Raw genomic sequence first — 16,082 nt, forward strand, 5'->3', positions numbered from 1 at the left:
CTGCACTATGGAGCGTCGTTAGCACTCATTGAGTGAGAGTGCCAGGAGGAAGAACGTGCCGACCTACCAGTACCAGTGCACCGAGTGCGGCGAGGGCCTCGAGGCGGTGCAGAAGTTCAGCGACGACGCGCTCACCGAGTGCCCCAGCTGCAAGGGACGCCTGAAGAAGGTGTTCTCGGCGGTCGGCATCGTGTTCAAGGGCTCCGGCTTCTACCGGAATGACAGCCGCTCCTCCTCCAGCAGCTCGAGCGGCGGCTCCAGCAAGCCGGCGGCGAAGAGCGACAGCTCCGGCTCGTCGTCCTCTTCGTCCTCGGACTCCTCTTCCTCGTCCTCCTCCTCGACGTCTTCGACGTCGACGTCGTCTTCGTCATCCTCGACGTCTTCGTCATCCTCGGCGTCGAGTTCGGCCGCCTGATCCGGCCGCCTGGTTCTTCGGCTTCACCGACACCCCGCCACCTCCCCCGGGAGGCGGCGGGATGTCGTTCGCGTGGGCGCGGATGGCTAGGGTGATCACATGGTCGAGACCAGCAGGCAAGCAGACATAGGGGTCATCGGGGGATCGGGGTTCTACACGTTCCTCGACGACGTGACCGAGATCACCGTGGAGACTCCCTATGGGGCGCCGAGCGACTCGCTCGTCCTCGGCGACATCGAGGGGCGCCGGGTCGCCTTCCTCCCGCGGCACGGCCGCAAGCACCACCTGCCGCCGCACCGCATCAACTACCGCGCCAACCTCTGGGCCCTGCGCTCGCTCGGGGTTCGGCAGGTCTTCGGCCCGTGCGCGGTCGGCGGGCTACAGCCGGAGTACGGACCTGGCACGCTGCTCGTCCCGGACCAGCTGGTGGACCGCACCAAGGGGCGCACGCAGACCTACTTCGACGGCGAGCAGCTGCCGGACGGCCGGATCCCGAATGTGGTGCACACCACTTTCGCCGACCCGTACTGCCCGGTGGGCCGGAAGGCGGCCGTGGACGCGGCGCGCGGACGCGGCTGGGAGCCGGTGGACGGCGGAACGATGTGCGTGATCGAGGGGCCGCGCTTCTCCACCCGCGCCGAATCGCGCTGGCATGCGGCGCAGGGCTGGTCGGTGGTCGGCATGACGGGCCACCCGGAGGCGGTGCTCGCCCGTGAACTGGGGCTCTGCTACACGTCGTTGACGCTGGTCACCGACCTGGACGCGGGGGTCGAGACCGGCGAGGGCGTCACCCACACCGAGGTGCTGAAGGTCTTCGGGGAGAACGTGGGCCGACTGCGCGAGGTGCTCTTCGACGCGGTGGGCAGGCTGCCGGAGACCTCCGACCGGGACTGCCTGTGCACCCACGCCCACGACGGCTGGGACCTGGGGATCGAGCTTCCGTAGCGGCGCGGGCGCAGTTGGACGGGGCATGAGGCAGCCGGACGCGGCGCGAGACCGTCGGACGGAGCGCGAAGCCGTCGGACGGGGCGCGAGACCGTCGGACGGGGCGGGTATCGCACGCTCGGGTGACCGAGTTATCCACAGCTCGCTGGCCGTCCACAGGCCCAAGCGGGATCGGGTGGGGGCGGGCATGGTGAGGGGGCCAGAAGCACCCGGACCCTCACGGCAGGCGGTGATGTGCCATGTCCCATCCGTCCCCCACTCTCGCGTTACCCCGCTCCGCTCCCCCGGCCCGTGCGGTGCCCCGCTTCGATCCGGTGCGCACCGGGCGCACCGGCGGATTCGGGCTGCGGCGGACCGTGCGGCGACGCCGCCGCGCGATGGCGGCCGGGCTGGCGCTGACGGCCGCAGCCCTCGCGGCCGCCGCACCGTCCGGCCGGGGGCACACGGACGCGGTGTCCTCCCGGGCGCCCGCGCCCGCGGGTGAGGAGCGGCGGGACGGCCCGCGCCCCGCCATGATCTCGGCGCCGGTCCGGATCGCCGACGCCGCGGCGGTACGGCTGCTGCACCCCGGCGACCGGGTGGATGTGCTGGCCACGCCGCTGCCGGACGCCGCACGGGCCCGGTCGTCCGGTACTACGGCGCGGGTGGTCGCGCGTGGTGTCCGGGTGGCCGAGGTGCCGGGTTCCCGTAACGCCCGCGCGACGGACGGCGAAGCCCACGGCGGCGCACCGGAGGCCGATGCGGACGCGAATGCGAGCGGCGACGGGGCGCTGGACAGCGGCGGCACTCTCGACGGCGCGGCGGATGGCGGCGGGGCGCTGGTGGTGCTGACGGTGCCGCGAGCGGACGCCACCACGCTGGCCGGGGCCGCGGCCGACTCCCGACTGGCGGTGGCACTATGCCGCCGCTGACTCCCAAGACTCCCCTGATGCCCCTCTCACCTGCGGGTGTAGGTTGCGGAACCGTCCGCTCAAGCACCGACGCGGCGAGAGAGAGGCAGTGGGTTGAGCCAGGAGCAGGTGACCGAGGAGAAGCAGAGCGTCATGGAAGGGTTCAAAGCCTTCCTGATGCGCGGCAATGTGATCGACCTGGCCGTCGCGGTCGTCATCGGAGCCGCTTTCACCGCCGTCGTGAACTCGATAGTGAAGGGCCTCATCAACCCCATAGTCGGAGCCTTCGGCACGAAGGACCTCGAGAAGTACCGCTCCTGTCTCAAGGCGCCCTGCGAGACCAACGCCACGGGCGATATCGTCCACGGCATCCCGATTCTCTGGGGAAGCGTGCTCTCCGCCGTGCTGACCTTCCTGATCACCGCGGCGGTGGTGTACTTCCTGATGGTGCTGCCGATGTCGCGCTATCTGGCGCGGAAGGCCGCCAAGGAGGCGAAGGCGGAGGAGGAGCAGGCCGTCGCGGACGCCGAGGAGATCATTCTGCTCCGCGAGATCCGCGACGAGCTGGTGGCACAGCGCGCCACCGTCCGCGACGGTGGCGGCAGCGGCTCCAGCGCCTAGGAATCCCTCAGAGGTGGTGGGGCGGCTTCTCGTCGAGGAACCGGGCCAGATCAGCGGCATCGTCGGCACTGTCGCCGCCGGGAACCCGCTCGCCCCACCCGTGGTCCGTATCGTCCGATGACCGCTGCGCGAAGGGATCGTCGAAGATCAGCGCGGCGGCCGGATCGCGCGGTCCAGGGGCAGGGGCGGTGCTCATGCCTCAAGAGTACGGCCCGGGCAGCGGCTCGGTGTATCGGCCGAGCTCGTCGTGCCACCACACATCACGCCCGGGCCTCCAGGACACCGGGCAGGCCAGCCGGTGGACCACCAGTACGGACCGCACCTCGGGGCAGCCGGCCAGCGCCCGGTCGACATGGCGCTTGAGCGGCTGTATCTCCCCGCCGTGCTGCCCGGCGTCCGCGGTGATGACGACCTTGGCGCCGACCTCCCTGATCCGGTCGCGCAGCTCATGGGGGCGCAGCCCCACGGGGAGGCTGGCGCGGACGACGTCGAGCCGGCCGCAGGCGAGCGTGGCGATCACGGACTCGGGCACCAGCGGCAGGTGGACCGCCACCCGGTCCCCGGCACGGACACCGAGCCGGGTGAGCGCGGCGGCGGCCCGGGCGGCCTGGTCGAGCAGCTCGGCATGGGTGAGCTCCTCGGTGCAATCCGGCTCGCTGATCCAACGGAGGGCCACCCGGGCGGCCCGCCGAGGGTCGGCGGCCGGTGTCGGGAGCTCCTCCGTCCGAGAGCTACGGGGCACGGCGGTCTTCTTTCGGACGGGGGCGAACGGCATAGGGCTCAGACTGCTGTCAGGCCATCAACGTCTGATGAACGCCCTCTATATGAGAGGTCCTCATCCCGTCCGGCGCGCTTCGGCGGCGATCGCGAAAGGGCGGATACGAGGGCGGTTCGCGCCTCGCCACTCGACCATGCCATGGCTTCCCGTGCTACGCATAGCTTCCATGGATGCCGAGCGGACAAACCCCGAATCTGCCCCCACCGGTCCGGCCGACGGCCTGACGGATGTCCACGGACTGCGGGTGGGCCATGCCCAGCGGTCCGGCGGCGGCCGACTCACCGGAACGACCGTGGTGCTGGCCCCCGAGGGCGGGGCGGTCGCCGCCGTCGATGTACGCGGCGGTGGCCCCGGCACCCGGGAGACCGACGCCCTCGATCCGCGCAATCTGGTCCAGCGCGTCGAGGCCGTCGTACTGACCGGCGGCAGCGCCTTCGGGCTCGACAGCGCCTCTGGGGTGGCCTCCTGGCTGGAGGACCACGGCCGGGGCTTCCGGGTCGGCCCCAATCCGGCGCAGGTCGTTCCGGTGGTCCCGGCCGCCGCCCTCTTCGACCTGGGCCGGGGCGGCGACTGGCGGGCCCGCCCGGACGCCACGCTGGGGCGCGAGGCGATCGAGGCGGCGGCCGGTTCGGAGACGGGGGCTCCGGTCGCACAGGGCAATGTGGGTGCGGGCACGGGCGCGGTGGCCGGTGGGCTCAAGGGCGGCACCGGTTCGGCCTCCACGGTGCTGCCGTCCGGCGTCACGGTGGCCGCGCTGGCGGTGGTCAACGCCGCGGGATCGGTGGTCGATCCCGGTACGGGTGCGCTGTACGGGGAGCACTACGGACCGTCGGAGGAGGGCGGGCCGCACCGGCCCGGCGCTGCGGTGCACGTGGAGGCGATGCGCCGACTCGCCGCCGCACGGGCCGAGTCGGAGCGGCGGCAGGCCGCGTCGGTGCGGCCTCCGCTGAACACCACGCTGGCCGTGGTCGCCACCGACGCCGTGCTCACCCGGGCCCAGGCGCAAAAGCTCGCGGGGACGGCACACGACGGTCTGGCGCGGGCCGTCCGGCCGGTGCATCTGCTCTCCGACGGTGACACGGTCTTCGCCCTGGCCACCTGCGGGCGCCCGCTGATACCGGAGGGCGACCCCGAGGACGTCGGTGATCCGGCGTTCGGGGTGCACAGGGAGAGCGGTGCGCTGAACGAGGTGCTGGCGGCCGGGGCGGACATGCTGACCCGGGCGGTGGTCAAGGGGGTGCTCGCGGCGGAGACCGTGGACGGCCCGGGCGGTGTCTTCCCCGCGTACCGGGATCTTTACGGCCTCTGATCTGCGGAGGCCGGTGGGAAGGAAGCGTCCGGCCGGTAGGAACGAAGCGTCCGGCCGGGAGAAGCGGGCCGGAGCGATGAAGAGAGGGGGCTTCGGATGGGTACGGACCTGCTGATCGTCGGCGGTGGCCCGGCGGGCTGCGCCGCCGCCGTGATGGCGTCGAGCGTGGGGATGCGCTCGGTGCTGATCGAGTCGGGCGACGCCCTGTGCGGGGCGCTGCGGCGCATCCCGGTGGTGCGCAATGTCCTCACCGCCACCAACGGCCCGGATCTGGCGGCGGCGATCGAGGCCGATCTGGCGCAGTGTGATCAGTGCCGGGTGGAGCTGGGCCGCCGCGCCACGCTGATCGATGCCTTCGACGACCGCGTCGAGGTCACGGTGGAGGCTGTGGAACCTGCCGAGTCTCCGGGGTCCGATCGGGCGGGCGAGTCGCGGCTGACGGTTCCCTATGTGGTCGTCGCCACGGGGGTTGGGCCGCTGGGCCCCGAGGGAGCGGGATGGCTCGGGGGCGCGGCGGGCTGGGCGCTGCCGCAGCTGTGGGAGGCGGATCCGGACGCGATCGACGACCGGACGGTGCTGGTTCTGGGGGCGGACCGGCCCCTGGGGACCGTGGCGCGGGCCCATCCGGAATTCAAGGCCCGCTTTGTGGTGGCGTATCCGCCCGAGGACGCCTACAAGACCGAGGAGATCCGGCGGGATCCCCGGGTGGAGCTGGTGGCCGTGCGGCGGCTGGAGTTGGGCCCCGACCCCGGCCCCGGGTCCGCGTCGGCACCGGTCACCGCCGAGGTGGCACCGGTCACCGCCGAGATCGAGACGGTGGAGGGCGAGCGGCGCACGCTCACGGCCGATCTCGCCTTCCTCAACCTGGGCAGCGCCCCGGCGCCCCCGGTCGGGGCCGTGGCGACCGACCGGTCCGGGTACTGCCCTCCCGGGAGCCAGCATCCCCGGGTCTTCACCGCCGGTGATCTGCGGTCGGTCCGCTTCCAGCGGATCGCGACCGCCATGGGGTCGGGTGGCGAGGCCGCGCTCGGCGCCTACTACGCCTCGCGCGGCCTGCCCACGGAGACCGGCGGCCCGCCCACGGAGGGGCGCGGGCCGCCGGGCCCAACAGGGGGTGACTGAGATGCGGTCAGAGATGCGGTCAGACCGCCACCGCCACCCTCGACTCGTCCTCGGTGGTACCGCCCGCGGCGGCACCGCCGCCCGCCTGGCCGGTTGCCTCCGGCTCCGCCGTCTTCCGCAGCCCCTTGAGGAAGACCACCAGACCGGTCGAGACCACCGTGCCCGCCACGATGGCCAGCAGGTAGAGGAATGGCTGACCGATCAGCGGGACCACGAAGATACCGCCGTGCGGGGCGCGCAGCGTGCAGTCGAACGCCATCGACAGCGCACCGGTGACCGCACCGCCCACCATCGACGAGGGGATCACCCGCAGCGGATCCGCCGCGGCGAACGGAATGGCGCCCTCGCTGATGAAGGAGGCACCCAGCACCCAGGCGGCCTTGCCGTTCTCCCGCTCGGTCTTGGTGAACAGCCGTCCGCGCACAGTGGTGGCGAGGGCCATCGCCAGCGGCGGGACCATACCGGCGGCCATCACCGCGGCCATGATCTTGAGGCTTCCGGTGGAGGGGTCCGACACCGCGATACCGCCGGTGGCGAAGGCGTAGGCCACCTTGTTGACCGGCCCGCCCAGGTCGAAGCACATCATCAGGCCGAGGAGGACGCCGAGGCCGATGGCGTTGGCGCCGGAGAGGCCGTTGAGCCAGTCGGTCATCGCCTCCTGCGCGGAGGCGATGGGCTTGCCGATCACCACGAACATCAGGACGCCGACGATCGCGGAGGAGATCAGCGGGATCACCACCACCGGCATGATGCCGCGGAGCGACGCCGGGACCTTGAACCGCTGGATGGCCATGACGACCGCGCCCGCGATCAGGCCCGCGACCAGACCGCCGAGGAATCCGGCCTTGATGGTGGTCGCGATATAGCCGCCCACGAATCCGGGGACCAGACCGGGTCGGTCGGCCATCCCGTAGGCGATGTAGCCCGCCAGGACCGGTACCAGGAAGGTGAACGCCGCACTGCCGATCTGGAACAGCAGCGCCGCCCAGCTGCTGGTCTCGGTCCAGACGAAGTGGTCCGCCACGGACTTGGCGCTCGCGATCTCGTAGCCGCCGATCGCGAAGGCGAGCGCGATCAGCAGACCACCCGCGGCGACGAACGGGACCATGTAACTGACGCCCGTCATCAGCCACTTGCGCAGCCGGGTGCCGAAGCCGTCACCGGCGGCACCGTCCGCGTCCATCGGTGCCGAGCCCTCCGCCGCGCCGTCGGCCGGTGCGGCGATCTCGCCCCGCGCGGCCTTCCCGCGCACCTCGGCGATCAGCTCGGCGGGGCGGTTGATGGCCGCCTTCACCCCGACGTCCACCGTCGGCTTGCCCGCGAAGCGGGCCTTCTCCCGCACCTCCACATCGTGCGCGAAGATCACCGCGTCGGCGGCGGCGATGGTGGCGGCGGGCAGCTTGTCGAACCCGGCCGAGCCCTGGGTCTCGACCACCAGCTCGACCCCGGCCTCGCGAGCGGCGTTCTCCAGCGACTCGGCGGCCATGTAGGTGTGGGCGATACCGGTGGGGCAGGAGGTGACGGCCACGACCCGGAACGGGGCCACCTGCTCCGGCGCGGTCTGGGAGGCAGCGGAGGCCGCAACCGAGCCGGAAGCGGCGGGCTCGGCCGCGGCGGGCTCGGCCGCGGCAGGCTCGGCCGGAGCAGGTTCAGCGGCCGCGGGCTCAGCGGCGGGCTCCGCAGTGGCGGACTCTTCGCCGCGGATCAGGGCGGCTACCTGTTCCGGCTGGTCGGCCGAGCGCAGCGCACCGGTGAAGTCGCCGTTCATCAGCTGCCGGGCAAGGCTCGACAGGATCGTCAGATGGTCGCTGTCCGCGCCCTCCGGGGCGGCGATCAGGAAGATCAGATCGGCCGGTCCATCCGCCGCGCCGAAGTCGATCCGGGCCGCGCTGCGCCCGAAGGCCAGGGTCGGCTCGGTGACATGGGCGCTGCGGCAGTGGGGTATGCCGATGCCGCCGTCCAGGCCGGTCGGCATCTGCTCCTCGCGCGCCGCCACATCGGCGAGAAAGCCGTCGAGGTCGGTGACCCGGCCGGCCTCGACCATGCGTTCGGCGAGCGACCGGGCGGCGGCTTCCTTGGTGTCGGCGGACAGGTCAAGGTCGACCAGATCCGCGGTGATCAGCTCACTCATCTCGCGGCTCCCTTGTGTGCGGTGCCGCCCTGGGGGAGGCGGGCGGACGGAGTGGGGACTGGGGGGTGGGAGTGGGGTCGGCCGGTCACGCGGGCTCCTTGAGCACACGGTCCAGCGGGATGTCCGACGTGGTGACCACGGCGGACGGGTCGAGGTCGGCCGGGGTCGGCATGGCGCTGCCCGGCAGCTGCACCGCGGCCGCTCCATGGGCCACGGCCGAGGCGAGTGCGGCGGGCCCGGAGCCGCCCGCCGCGAGGAATCCGGCGAGCGAGGCGTCGCCCGCGCCGACGTTGCTGCGCACGGCGGCGACCCGGGCGGTGCCGAAGTACGCGCCGGTCTCATCGACCAGCAGCTGGCCGTCGGCGCCAAGGCTGGCGAGCACGGCGCGGGCACCCAGCCCGCGCAGTTCCTCGGCCGCCTTGACCGCCTCGCCCACGGTGGCCAGCGGACGGCCCACGGCCTGGGCCAGCTCCTCTGCGTTGGGCTTCACCACATCGGGGCGCTCGCGCAGGGCGGCGGTCAGCGAGGGGCCGGAGGTGTCCAGGGCGATCCGGGCGCCCGCCCGGTGGGCCCGCGCCACCAGCTCGGCGTACCACTCGGGTGCGAGCCCCCGGGGCAGGCTGCCGCAGCAGGCGATCCAGTCGGCGCTCTCGACCCTCGTCCGGACGGCCTCCAGCACCGCCTCGGCCTCGGCGTCGCTCAGTTCGGGCCCGCTCGCGTTGAGCTTGGTGAGGGTGCCGTCCGGTTCGGCCACGGAGATGTTGACCCGGGTCGAGCCCGCCACGGGCACGCCCGCCGCCTCGATGCCCAGCTCCTCCAGCAGCCGGGCGAGCAGCGCGCCCTCCGGCCCGCCGAGCGGCAGCACGGCCACCGTGCGCTGCCCCGCGGCGGCCACGGCGCGCGAGACATTGACGCCCTTTCCGCCGGGGTCGACCCGGTCGGCCGTGGCCCGCAGCACGGCGCCGCGCTCCAGCGCGGGGATCTCGTACGTACGGTCCAGGCTGGGGTTGGGGGTGACGGTGAGAATCATGCGCGTGCCACTTCCGTGCCCTGGCGCTCGATGGCCAGGGCGTCCTGGGGGCTGAGCCCGGTGTCCGTGATGAGCAGATCGACATCGTCCAGGCCGCCGAACCGGGCGAAGTGCTCCCGGCCGAACTTGGCGGAGTCCGCGAGCAGCACCACCCGCCGGGCCGCCGCGATCATGGCGCTCTTGACGGCGCCCTCCGCGAGATCGGGTGTGGTGAGCCCGCCGTCCAGCGAGAAGCCGTTGGTGGCGAGGAAGACCACATCGGCCTTGATCTCGCCGTAGCCGCGCAGCGCCCATGCGTCCACGGCGGCCCGGGTGCGGTGGCGGACCCGCCCGCCGACGAGGTGCAGCGCGATACCGGGGTGGTCGGCGAGGCGGGCGGCGACCGGCAGGGCGTGGGTGACGACGGTGAGCTTGGCCTCCAGGGGAAGGGCGGCGGCGAACCGGGCCGCCGTCGAGCCCGCGTCGATGATCACGCTGCCGTCGGACGGCAGCTCGGCGATGGCGGCCCGGGCGATGCGGTCCTTCTCATCGGCGGCGGTGGACTCGCGCTCGGCGAGATCGGGCTCGAAGTCCAGCCGCCCGGCCGGGATGGCGCCCCCGTGTACACGGCGGACAAGCCCCGCCCGGTCGAGGGCGCGCAGATCACGCCGTACGGTCTCGGCGGTGACCTGGAACTCCTCGGCGAGGGACAGGACATCCACCCGCCCGCTCTCGCGGGCGAGCCGGAGAATCTCCTGCTGACGCTCCGGTGCGTACATGTGGGTTTACGTCCCTTCCATGCCCGAACCTGTGATTTCGCGGCCAGATTACGTGGGCGATGCGGGAAAGTAAACAGACTCGGGCACGAAACAAACTCGCCCGGGCATGCGTCCGTGGCTCACCGCCTCAACCCCGGTCGATCGCCCCAGCCCTGGCCGCCCCGCCCCCCTCCTGACCGCCCCGCCCCAGGTCGCCGCCCGCCCCCGCCGCCCTCCGACGCCGCCCGCCGACGCCGACCACCCCCGCAGCGCACCCCGCAGCGCACCGTCCGAATCCCGCCGGACTTCCGGGGCCCGCCGGGCCAGGATCGAGTCATGTCCTCCGGGACCACCGCATAGCGGAATCTTTTCCGCATTCCAGGAATACACGGAACAACAGAGGAGAAGGCATGACACTCGACGGCAAGGCGGCCCTGGTCACCGGCGGCAGCCGGGGCATCGGTGAGGCCGTGGCGATCCGGCTCGCCGAGGAGGGCGCCGATGTCGCCCTGACCTACCACAGCCAGGCCGAACGCGCGGCGGATGTCGTCGACCGGATCAAGGCGCTCGGCCGCCGCGCCTGGGCCGTGCGGGCCGACGGCGTCGACGCGCAGGCGGTGCGGGCCGCCGTGGAGGGGGCCGCCGCCGAGTTCGGCCGCCTGGACATCCTGGTCAACAACGCGGGCGTCGGCGCCCTCGGCCCCATCGCCGAGCTGTCGCTGGACGATGTGGACCGGGTCCTCGCCGTGAACGTCCGGGCGCCGTTCCTCCTGGCACAGGCGGCCACCGCGCATATGGCCGACGGCGGGCGGATCATCAACATCGGCAGCTGTATGGCCGAGCGGGTCGCCTTCCCCGGCGGCAGCCTCTACGCGACCAGCAAGACCGCGCTGACCGGCCTCACCAAGGCCCTGGCCCGTGAGCTCGGCCCGCGCGGGATCACCGCCAACCTGATCCACCCCGGCCCCGTGGACACCGATATGAACCCGGCCGACGGCGAGAACGCCGCCTTCCAGAGCGGCTTCACCGCGCTCGGGCGCTACGGCCGTACCACGGAGATCGCGGCGACCGTGGCCCATCTCGCGGGCGACAGCGGCCGCTACATCACCGGGGCATCGATCGCCGTGGACGGCGGCTTCGCCGCCTGATCAGCCACTCCCTCCTCCCCCGCCCCCAGCCCCAGACCCAGGCCCAGACCCCAGATAGACAGAAGCGAGCCCCGACGCCGGGGGGGGAGGCGCCGGGGCTCGGTCTAGGGGTTGGAGGGGGTCTGGTGGCTGCTGGGGTCTGCTGGCCTGAGAACTCAAGCCGCTGCGTCGAAACCGGTCTGGCGGGCCATCTTCTTCAGCTCAAGCAATGCGTGCTTCTCGATCTGGCGGATGCGCTCACGCGTGAGGCCATGCTGCTTGCCGACCTCGGTCAGGGTGCGCTCCCGGCCGTCGTCGATGCCGTACCGCGCCTTGATGATGGAGGCGGTGCGGTCGTCGAGGCGGCCGATCAGGTCCTCCAGCTCCTCGCTGCGCAGCAGCGTCATCACCGACTGCTCGGGCGAGACCGCCGAGGTGTCCTCCAGCAGATCGCCGAACTGGGTCTCCCCTTCGTCGTCGACCGACATGTTCAGACTGACCGGGTCGCGGGCCCAGTCGAGCACATCCGAGACCCGCTCCATCGTGGAGCCGAGCTCCTCGGCGATCTCGGCGTGCTCCGGCTCGCGGCCGTGCTCACGGTTGAACTCCCGCTGCACCCGGCGGATCCGGCCGAGCTCCTCGACCAGGTGGACGGGCAGCCGGATCGTACGGGACTGATCCGCGATCGAGCGCGTGATGGCCTGACGGATCCACCACGTGGCATAGGTCGAGAACTTGAAGCCCTTCGTGTAGTCGAACTTCTCCACCGCGCGCACCAGGCCCGCGTTGCCCTCCTGGATCAGGTCGAGCAGGGGCAGCCCACTGCGCGGATAGCGGCGCGCCACAGCCACGACGAGGCGCAGATTGGAGCGGATGAAGATGTCCTTGGCGCGGGCACCTTCGGCGGCTATCGCCTCCAGCTCCTCGCGGCTCGCACCTGCGGCAGAGGTGTCCTCAACCTCTCCGTCCAGGATCTGCTGGGCGTACACCCCCGCTTCGATGGACTGAGAGAGCTCGACCTCCTTCGCCGCGTCCAGCAGCGGGGTGCGGGCGATCTCGTCGAGATACATGCCGACCAGGTCGCGATCGGCGATCTCCCCGCCTGAGGCGCGAACACTGTTGGCCCCATCAGCGCCACCACCGGCGGCGGACTGATTACGGGCGACGGCACGGGTTGCCATGCGTGCTCCCTTACAGATGGATCGGGCGCGGACTATGGACGGACTCTCCGATGTCGGGTGCCCCGTCCGATGGAAACAACGACTGGAATCAGGACAGAATTCCCATCAGGCCCCCACCTTTTTACGATCATGCAGTATCCTGTCCAGCCACACGCGGGTCAGCGCGCCGCCGAGACACCGGGAAGCGCAGGTCAGACCCCCTGAGCGGTTGCCTCCCCCGGCTCTTCCGCCCTTCTCTCATCTGTCAAGACGAATCTCGCGGGCCGCCGGTTGCCCGTATGGCCCATCGCGCCGGGTTGCCCGGCACTCGGCATGGGTGTGCGCTGGAAAGTGACAGGCCAGGGCGGGGACACGGCGTCGAGGAGGTTCCGCCATGAATGCCCCCACAGCCCCCACAGCCCGCACCGCCCCCGTGAGCCACCACCGCCATCCACGGCTCCCGCTCCGACCGCACCCCTCGGCCTCCTGGGGTGTCCCAGCCGTTCTCGCGGTGCTCTACGGCGGCTGGGTGATGTTCGTGACCCACAACCAGGGCTCGACCATCCCCACGGCCGCCGTCTTCGGCGTGGTCTCGGCGGCGGTGGTCGGGGCGCTCTGCTACGCCCTCGGCAGGATGACGCCGGGCCTGATGCCGGAGATCCGGGCCGTGCTCTACGGGACGGTCCTCGGCTGTGCGCTCGGCTTTCTGCACTCCGTGAGCGGAGGCTCGGTGTACCGGTCAGCGGGGATCGGGCTGGGGGCGGGGCTCGTGATGGTGGGCATGTCGTTCTACGTCTTCCACGTACGGGCGGAACACCCTCGGGCGTAACCCTCAGCCTTGAGCTCGCCTGACTTCGAGCCCGCCTGACTTCGAGCCCGCCTGACTTCGAGCCCGCCCGGACTTCGAGCCCGCCTGAGGACCGGCCCCCGGCCCGGCCCGGCTTAGGTCGTTGGTCCCCGCACGCCTCCGTCCCCGGCCCGTTCCGGGGCCGTCCGGCCCTCCCTAGCGTGAGTTCATGACAGACGACACGAGTGGAACTCTCGACGAAGCCCTCGAGCGACTGCACGCCTCCGGCCCCGAGCGTCACGGATGGCTGAGCAATCACGCGCCGATGGCCGTGGAGGCACTGGTGCGCCACGGCCAGGGGCGCACCGTGCACCGCTGGCTGGACCACTATCGCGACAAGCTGGAGGAGATGCCGCGCCCGTACGCCGCGATCACCGAGGAGAACTGGCGCGAGGCGCTCGGCGATCCACGCCGGCTCGCCGACTGGCCCGCCTACTTCGACCGGGAGCTCGCCGACCGCCCGTGGCAGGACGTGCTCACCGTGTGGTGGCCGCGGCTGCTGCCGGGCATCGCCGCCGGCGCGACCCATCCGGTGATCCGGGTCGGCCACGCCGTACGGACCCTGCTGGACGACCCGGGCACGACGACCGCTCCCCGCACCGCCGAGCTGGCCCACGCCCTCGGCTACTGGGCCGCCCGCCACGCCCCGCTGCCGCCGCTCCGCCTACTGCCGGGCCCCGCCTCCGGGTCGGCGGCCGACGCGCTGGCCGCCGTGGAGCCGATCGCCGACCAGAGCGGTGGGATACGGGAGCGGCTGGCCCGGCTCACCGCCTTCCCCACCTGGCCGCCCTCCGCCCCGCGGCCCGCCCGGCCGTCCGCCTCACAGCCCAGCCGGACGACCGGCCCCGACCGCGACCGCCCCGACCGCCCCGACCGCCCCGACGGCCCCGGCGGGTCCGACGGCCCCGGCCCCGACAGTCCCGGCCGCCCCCACGGCCCCGACAACCCCGCCGACCGGCCCGAAGAGGCGCGCCAGCACCTGACGGAGCTCGTACGGGCCGCGACACACCGCTACGCCACCCACGGCCACGGCGAACCGATCATGCTGGTCCACGCCGCGACCGCGCCCAACGCCGTACTGCGCGCCCTGCCCGCGCTGCCGCGCGAGCTGTGGGCGCCGAGCCTGGACGCGGCATGGGCGGCGAGCGCCGCCGTCACGGCGGTGTACGCACCCGCGGAAGCGCTCCCGGCCGACCGGCTGCCGTCCGTGGACGGGGCGGGCGTCACCCCTGAGGAGGTCTTCGCCCACGCCGCCGCGCACGGCGATGAGCACGCCATCAAGCTGACCGACACCGCGCTCGATGTCGCCCGGACCACGGACCCGACGGCCCTGGCCGCCGCACTGCACGCCTGCGCGATGATCGACCCGGTGCTCTGACACAAGCGCCCCAGGACACAAGCGCCCCCGTGGGGCCAGGCCGTACCCGCTCAGCCACACCCGCCCGAGCGCGCCCCCTCCCCCTCCCCTCATCCGAACTGCAACGACCGCTTCGCCAGCCCCATCCAGAACCCGTCGATCACACTCCGCTGGCTGCGCAGCTCCGCCTCCGCCGCGCCCAGCGTGACGAACAACGGCGCGAAGTGTTCGGTACGCGGATGGGCGAGCCCCGCCGCCGGGGCCGTGTGCTCGAAGTCCAGCAGCGCGTCGATGTCCCGCGCGTCCAGGGCCCGCTGCCCCCAGTCGTCGAACTCCGCCGACCAACTGGGCGGCATCGGGCCCGTGTGCCGCAGCGCGGCCAGGTTGTGGGTGAAGAAGCCGCTGCCGACGATCAGGACGCCCTCGTCCCGCAGCGCCGCCAGCTTCCGGCCGATCTCCATCAGCTTCCGCGGGTCGAGGGTCGGCATCGAGACCTGGAGAACCGGGATGTCGGCCTCCGGATACATCTCGACCAGGGGCACATACGCCCCGTGGTCCAGCCCCCGGTCGGGGATGTCCTGCACCGGGGTACCCGCCGTGCGCAGCGTCTTGCGGATCCGTTCGGCGAGTTCGGGGGCGCCCGGCGCGGCGTACCGCACCTGGTAATAGTGCTGAGGGAAACCCCAGAAGTCATAGACCAGAGGCACCTGTTGGGTGGCGCCGATCGCCAGGGGCGCCTCTTCCCAGTGAGCGGAGATCATAAGAATGGCGTTGGGCCGGGGCAGACCGGCGGCCCAGGCGGCGAGCTGCCCCGGCCAGACCGGATCGTCGGCGAGCGGCGGAGCACCATGGCTGAGGTAGAGCGCGGGCATGCGCCCGTCGAGCGCGGACATGAGGACTCCTCGTCAGTCGACAGAAGCTCGCCAAGATGCTTGAAGTCTCAAGCATTCACTTATCACTGTAGCGCACAGTTATTTAAGATTCAAAGAGAATTCCCTAGAATGGACGCGTGGACGACGCCATGAAAACCCCCTCAGACGCCGACGAGCCGCGTTGGCTGACCGAAGACGAACAGCGCAGCTGGCAGGCGTATGTCCAGGCGAGCATGCTCCTGGAGGACCACCTCGACCGCCAGTTGCAGCGTGACGCGGGCATGCCCCACGTCTACTACGGCCTGCTGGTGAAGCTCTCCTGGGCACCGCGCCACCGGATGCGGATGACCGAACTGGCCGAGGCCGCCAAGATCACCCGTTCCCGGCTGTCCCATGCCGTCGCGCGCATGGAGAAGGACGGCTGGGTCCGGCGCGAGGACTGCCCCGACGACAAACGCGGCCAGAACGCGGTCCTGACCGACAAGGGGCTCAAGGTGCTGGAGGACACCGCTCCCGGCCATGTCACCGCCGTACGGACGGCCATCTTCGACCGGCTCACCCCCGAGCAGGTCGAGCAGTTCGGCGCCGTATGCCGGATCATCGCGGACGGCCTCCAGCCGGCGGGCGCCGACCTCCCCTGGCTGCGCTGACGCCACGTCCGCACCCCCTGGAACGCCATGCCCGCGAACCCCTGAAGCGACGTGCGAAGGCCCCGCTCCCCTCGAGCCTCGAGGAGGAGCG

Annotated in this window: 17 protein-coding genes; 10 read left to right on the forward strand and 7 right to left on the reverse strand. The window is 72.2% G+C overall.

From position 1 onward, the window contains the following. The first annotated feature begins 55 nt into the window (after positions 1 to 55). The 4 genes from ABD329_RS13650 to mscL all read left to right on the forward strand — a co-directional run bounded on the left by ABD329_RS13650 (position 56) and on the right by mscL (position 2,871). On the forward strand, positions 56 to 415 hold the full coding sequence (locus tag ABD329_RS13650) for an FmdB family zinc ribbon protein (protein ID WP_198278129.1): 360 nt from the start codon (positions 56 to 58) through the stop codon (positions 413 to 415). Between the two features lie 99 nt (positions 416 to 514). Further along, positions 515 to 1,360 carry an S-methyl-5'-thioadenosine phosphorylase gene (locus ABD329_RS13655; protein WP_198278130.1) on the forward strand — a complete coding sequence of 282 codons (846 nt, stop codon included), beginning with the start codon at positions 515 to 517 and terminating at the stop codon, positions 1,358 to 1,360. A gap of 239 nt (positions 1,361 to 1,599) precedes the next feature. Continuing rightward, a complete protein-coding gene (locus tag ABD329_RS13660; protein ID WP_198278131.1) occupies positions 1,600 to 2,271 on the forward strand; it encodes an RcpC/CpaB family pilus assembly protein in 672 nt (223 codons plus the stop codon). A gap of 108 nt (positions 2,272 to 2,379) precedes the next feature. Continuing rightward, complete coding sequence (gene mscL, locus ABD329_RS13665; protein WP_037948182.1) at positions 2,380 to 2,871, forward strand: large conductance mechanosensitive channel protein MscL; 492 nt, start codon at positions 2,380 to 2,382, stop codon at positions 2,869 to 2,871. A 7-nt stretch (positions 2,872 to 2,878) separates the two neighbouring features. Here mscL and ABD329_RS13670 read toward each other — a convergent pair whose 3' ends face one another. Both ABD329_RS13670 and ABD329_RS13675 read right to left on the reverse strand, forming a co-directional pair. Further along, positions 2,879 to 3,067: a hypothetical protein gene (locus tag ABD329_RS13670; RefSeq protein ID WP_020868976.1), complete on the reverse strand. Its 189-nt coding sequence runs from the start codon at positions 3,065 to 3,067 to the stop codon at positions 2,879 to 2,881. Positions 3,068 to 3,070: 3 nt separating this feature from the next. Continuing rightward, on the reverse strand, positions 3,071 to 3,613 hold the full coding sequence (locus ABD329_RS13675) for an AMP-binding protein (RefSeq protein ID WP_309142764.1): 543 nt from the start codon (positions 3,611 to 3,613) through the stop codon (positions 3,071 to 3,073). A 202-nt stretch (positions 3,614 to 3,815) separates the two neighbouring features. On the opposite strand from ABD329_RS13675, the gene ABD329_RS13680 reads away from it, so the two are divergent. Next, positions 3,816 to 4,958, forward strand: coding sequence for a P1 family peptidase (locus ABD329_RS13680; protein WP_198278133.1), 1,143 nt, complete (start codon positions 3,816 to 3,818; stop codon positions 4,956 to 4,958). A 96-nt stretch (positions 4,959 to 5,054) separates the two neighbouring features. Further along, positions 5,055 to 6,080 carry an FAD-dependent oxidoreductase gene (locus ABD329_RS13685; protein WP_344316389.1) on the forward strand — a complete coding sequence of 342 codons (1,026 nt, stop codon included), beginning with the start codon at positions 5,055 to 5,057 and terminating at the stop codon, positions 6,078 to 6,080. Positions 6,081 to 6,099: 19 nt separating this feature from the next. Here ABD329_RS13685 and ABD329_RS13690 read toward each other — a convergent pair whose 3' ends face one another. The 3 genes from ABD329_RS13690 to ABD329_RS13700 all read right to left on the reverse strand — a co-directional run bounded on the left by ABD329_RS13690 (position 6,100) and on the right by ABD329_RS13700 (position 9,999). Further along, positions 6,100 to 8,211, reverse strand: coding sequence for a PTS fructose transporter subunit IIABC (locus ABD329_RS13690; protein ID WP_198282055.1), 2,112 nt, complete (start codon positions 8,209 to 8,211; stop codon positions 6,100 to 6,102). A gap of 85 nt (positions 8,212 to 8,296) precedes the next feature. Beyond that, positions 8,297 to 9,241: a 1-phosphofructokinase gene (gene pfkB / locus ABD329_RS13695; protein ID WP_182471707.1), complete on the reverse strand. Its 945-nt coding sequence runs from the start codon at positions 9,239 to 9,241 to the stop codon at positions 8,297 to 8,299. Next, positions 9,238 to 9,999 carry a DeoR/GlpR family DNA-binding transcription regulator gene (locus tag ABD329_RS13700; RefSeq protein ID WP_137979202.1) on the reverse strand — a complete coding sequence of 254 codons (762 nt, stop codon included), beginning with the start codon at positions 9,997 to 9,999 and terminating at the stop codon, positions 9,238 to 9,240. Before ABD329_RS13700 ends, pfkB begins: the two co-directional genes overlap by 4 nt. A 389-nt stretch (positions 10,000 to 10,388) precedes the next feature. Between ABD329_RS13700 and ABD329_RS13705 the strand changes: the two genes are divergently transcribed. Continuing rightward, on the forward strand, positions 10,389 to 11,126 hold the full coding sequence (locus ABD329_RS13705; protein ID WP_344316391.1) for an SDR family NAD(P)-dependent oxidoreductase: 738 nt from the start codon (positions 10,389 to 10,391) through the stop codon (positions 11,124 to 11,126). A 155-nt stretch (positions 11,127 to 11,281) separates the two neighbouring features. On the opposite strand, the gene ABD329_RS13710 is transcribed toward ABD329_RS13705, so the two are convergent. Further along, on the reverse strand, positions 11,282 to 12,286 hold the full coding sequence (locus ABD329_RS13710; RefSeq protein WP_086884571.1) for a sigma-70 family RNA polymerase sigma factor: 1,005 nt from the start codon (positions 12,284 to 12,286) through the stop codon (positions 11,282 to 11,284). A gap of 373 nt (positions 12,287 to 12,659) precedes the next feature. Here ABD329_RS13710 and ABD329_RS13715 point away from each other — a divergent pair, with 373 nt between their 5' ends. Both ABD329_RS13715 and ABD329_RS13720 read left to right on the forward strand, forming a co-directional pair. Then, on the forward strand, positions 12,660 to 13,094 hold the full coding sequence (locus ABD329_RS13715) for a hypothetical protein (protein WP_344316392.1): 435 nt from the start codon (positions 12,660 to 12,662) through the stop codon (positions 13,092 to 13,094). A 187-nt stretch (positions 13,095 to 13,281) separates the two neighbouring features. Next, complete coding sequence (locus ABD329_RS13720; RefSeq protein ID WP_344316393.1) at positions 13,282 to 14,490, forward strand: questin oxidase family protein; 1,209 nt, start codon at positions 13,282 to 13,284, stop codon at positions 14,488 to 14,490. 89 nt (positions 14,491 to 14,579) lie between these two features. Here ABD329_RS13720 and ABD329_RS13725 read toward each other — a convergent pair whose 3' ends face one another. Further along, positions 14,580 to 15,362, reverse strand: a complete 783-nt coding sequence (locus ABD329_RS13725; RefSeq protein ID WP_198281597.1) for a dioxygenase family protein — start codon at positions 15,360 to 15,362, stop codon at positions 14,580 to 14,582. A gap of 128 nt (positions 15,363 to 15,490) precedes the next feature. On the opposite strand from ABD329_RS13725, the gene ABD329_RS13730 reads away from it, so the two are divergent. After that, positions 15,491 to 15,991 carry a MarR family winged helix-turn-helix transcriptional regulator gene (locus tag ABD329_RS13730; RefSeq protein WP_198281596.1) on the forward strand — a complete coding sequence of 167 codons (501 nt, stop codon included), beginning with the start codon at positions 15,491 to 15,493 and terminating at the stop codon, positions 15,989 to 15,991. Positions 15,992 to 16,082: the final 91 nt, after the last annotated feature.

It is taken from the genome of Streptomyces javensis (assembly GCF_039525925.1).
Classification (GTDB): domain Bacteria; phylum Actinomycetota; class Actinomycetes; order Streptomycetales; family Streptomycetaceae; genus Streptomyces; species Streptomyces asiaticus.